We start from the raw sequence: 2,932 nt of genomic DNA on the forward strand, positions 1-2,932 counted from the left end.
GAAATCTGGCAATAAGCGCAGTTGAAACCATTGTCCTTTTTCTGGGGAAACCTTACGGTTACAGTCGATACCAAACATAAATCGAATACCATATTTTCTTATGGTTTTTAGATTTCCAGTCGATGAAAGAGGTGGTCCCACATGTTTGAACAACTAAAAGCTTATTTATAAGTGATACTCTGCTCTAGTTAAGCTACCTTATTTTGTTGTGGTAGCTGGTCATAGTAAAACTCATCTGGAGTCATTTTGTCCGTAAGCGTCCGCTGAATCCCATACCAATTTTTAATTCGATTTAGGTTTCCAGCAGTGTGGCAGTAACTCTTCAATCTGGGTCACTTTATGTGTCGGCAGCCTTTTCAGCATATCACTTAAATAGGCATACGGATCCAAGCCATTCAGCTTTGCTGACTGGATTAAAGTCATGATATTCGCCGCTCGCTGGCCGCTGCGCAGCGATCCAGCAAACAGCCAGTTCTTGCGCCCTAAGGCCCAAGGTCGCATTTGATTCTCTACCCAATTATTGCAAATCGGTAGATTACCATCATCCAAATAGCGGCTTAAAGCTGGCCAACGCTTCAGAGTGTAATTGATGGCCTTGGCGGTGGGAGAACTCGATGGCACCGTCAGATGATGTTGGTTGAGCCATTCATATAGTTGTTGCATCACTGGTTGACTATGCTGTTGTCGGTATTCGCGGCGGTCTTCCGCTGTACCATCGGTCTTTTTCCTGAGCTCTGCTTCTATCGCATACAGTTTCTGAATCAGCACTAATGCCTGTTCAGCGACCTGACTTTTCCCGGTCACATGCAGTTCATGGAATTTACGACGTGCATGGGCCATGCAGCCCACCTCAATGACCTGGCCTGATTTAAAGCGTGCTTTATAACCACTGTAATCATCACAGACTAGATAACCCTGCCAGCCTTTCAAGAACTCTGCAGCATGCTGGCCTGAACGACTATCCTGAAAGTCATAGATCACCGCCTGAACTGGATTGTACTGTGTAGTGGCATAGGCCCAGACATAATCTTTCTTCGGTTTTTTATCATTCTCACCCATCCGCATGATGGTGACCGGTGTTTCATCTGCATGCAGCACCTGCTGTTGCAGCACCACCTCTTTTAAGGCATTGGCCAGAGGTTCCAGTTCTACACCGCAGCGACCTATCCAGTCAGATAAAGTTGATCTAGAAAGTTCGATTCCCGCCCGCTGATAGATCAGACGTTGACGGTACAGCGGCAAATGATCGGCATATTTCGATACCAGCACATGGCTGAGCAGTTCAGGTGAAGCAATGCCTTTATCAATCACATAGGCAGGCATCGCTTGCTGAGTCAGGGTGTCACACTGATCACAGACCCATTTGCCACGGACATGCTGTTCCTTGTAGAACTGTGCCGGTCTGAAATGCAGTTTTTCACTGATATCTTCGCCGATACGACGTAACTGGCAGCCACAACTGCATTGGGTTGATGCAGGTTCATGCTCAATACGGATGGTGTGTAGATGATCGGGCAGTGGTCGACGTTTAGGTTTATTGGTTTTGGCTTTGTGTGTCACTGCATCGGTTTTATCTGCATTTAGCCGTTCCAGTTCTAGATCAACCGCGGCAATATCTTCTTCAACCGCTTCATCCCACAGGTGGATTTGTTTTGCAGTGAGATGTTCGTTTTTACTGCCGAATTTGTGCTGTTTAAATAGTACGAGTTCATGCTCGTATTTTTGATTGAGAATAGAAAGATGTTGAACTTTAGAATCTAATTGCTGATTGGTGACTTCAAGATGTTGAACTCTGGCATCTAATTGCTGGTTTGATTTTTCCAGTTGTTGTTTAGATTGTGCTAGAGACTGATGCTGCATCGCCAACTGCCTGGTGAATTCCAGCAGTTGTTCATGGGTCAGTTGGCTTAAGTCAGGCAGCGTATTCATGACCGCAGTATGCCTGAGGTCATGAGAAGAATGAAATAGAACGTTTGGAGGATGGCAGAATGGTCGAGCTTGGTTTAGAGCATATTCACCACTTGCTGCAATCCAATTCTCTGCCAGGGCAAACCTTGGATTAATGCCTGTAACTGTTCCGGGCTGAGGGCCACGGTTTCACCTTGGTGAACTTGAGCCCAGTGAAATTTTCCCTGTTCCAGCCGCCGGGCACACAGCCAGATGCCCAGTCCATCATGTACCAGTACTTTCATACGATGACCACGTTTATTACAGAACAGGTAGGCGCAATGCGGTTTGATGTAGCCAAAGGCTCTCACCACCTGAGCCATGGTCGTATCCATACCTGCACGCATGTCCATGGGCTGAGTAGACAACCAGATTTCATCAATGCGGATCATGTTGCAAGTGCCTTGAGTAATTCTGCCAAGACAGGTATTTCTGATGTCTGCCATTTTAGCTGAATATCATTATTCGTATGAGGCACGGTGATACACAACGTGATCCTCTCATCAATAGGTTGGCTGATTGCAGCAGTGTAAGGCAAAGCAATAAATGCTGGATTCACATGAGTAGGATCCTGCACGGCACCCTCATGATGGCTGAAGATCCTGATCCAACGACTGACAAGGTTGGCATTAATACTATGTTGCAGTGCGACCGAAGCGATCGAGGTATTAGGATTTTTGCAGGCATTGACAATACTGAGTTTGAATTCTTTGCTGTATGTTCTGCGTTTTTTAGCAACAGGAGGTGTTGCTGAATATATATCCATGTTCATGGATTAAGTCCCCACTTGTTTTTAGGTGGGGACTAAATTAAGGCTTATAGGATCGCTTGGTAAGGCTGTGTTAGCCGGATGCTTACTTTTGTCCAGACTCGAATGAGGTCGTTTCAAATTATAAAATTCAAAATATGCGTTTAATTGCTTCTTCGCATCCAAAACATTGCTGTAGGCTTTGAGATACACCTCTTCATATTTAACGCTCCGCCA

The 2,932-nt window shown here is 45.6% G+C and carries 4 protein-coding genes and 1 pseudogene; all 5 read right to left on the bottom strand.

All coding sequences use genetic code 11. The features are described 5' to 3' along the window. A pseudogene (locus tag FTU91_RS16005) lies at positions 1-126 on the bottom strand (IS701 family transposase); the annotation flags it as partial. A 156-nt stretch (positions 127-282) separates the two neighbouring features. Further along, complete coding sequence (locus tag FTU91_RS16010; RefSeq protein WP_180082830.1) at positions 283-1,929, bottom strand: IS66 family transposase; 1,647 nt, start codon at positions 1,927-1,929, stop codon at positions 283-285. A 74-nt stretch (positions 1,930-2,003) separates the two neighbouring features. Further along, a complete protein-coding gene (gene tnpB, locus FTU91_RS16015) occupies positions 2,004-2,339 on the bottom strand; it encodes an IS66 family insertion sequence element accessory protein TnpB (RefSeq protein ID WP_004780063.1) in 336 nt (111 codons plus the stop codon). After that, on the bottom strand, positions 2,336-2,719 hold the full coding sequence (locus FTU91_RS16020; protein ID WP_019837821.1) for a transposase: 384 nt from the start codon (positions 2,717-2,719) through the stop codon (positions 2,336-2,338). Before FTU91_RS16020 ends, tnpB begins: the two co-directional genes overlap by 4 nt. Positions 2,720-2,740: 21 nt before the next feature. Then, on the bottom strand, positions 2,741-2,932 hold a 192-nt coding region (locus FTU91_RS16025), incomplete at its 5' end, for an integrase core domain-containing protein (protein ID WP_257221773.1).

It is taken from the genome of Acinetobacter sp. YH12201 (assembly GCF_013418145.1).
In the GTDB taxonomy this organism is placed as follows: domain Bacteria; phylum Pseudomonadota; class Gammaproteobacteria; order Pseudomonadales; family Moraxellaceae; genus Acinetobacter.

Bases quoted from the DNA above. Each gene is read 5' to 3' on its own strand.
- FTU91_RS16010 (WP_180082830.1), bottom strand. From the start codon at position 1,929: ATGAATACGCTGCCTGACTTAAGCCAACTGACCCATGAACAACTGCTG.
- tnpB (WP_004780063.1), bottom strand. From the start codon at position 2,339: ATGATCCGCATTGATGAAATCTGGTTGTCTACTCAGCCCATGGACATG.
- FTU91_RS16020 (WP_019837821.1), bottom strand. From the start codon at position 2,719: ATGAACATGGATATATATTCAGCAACACCTCCTGTTGCTAAAAAACGC.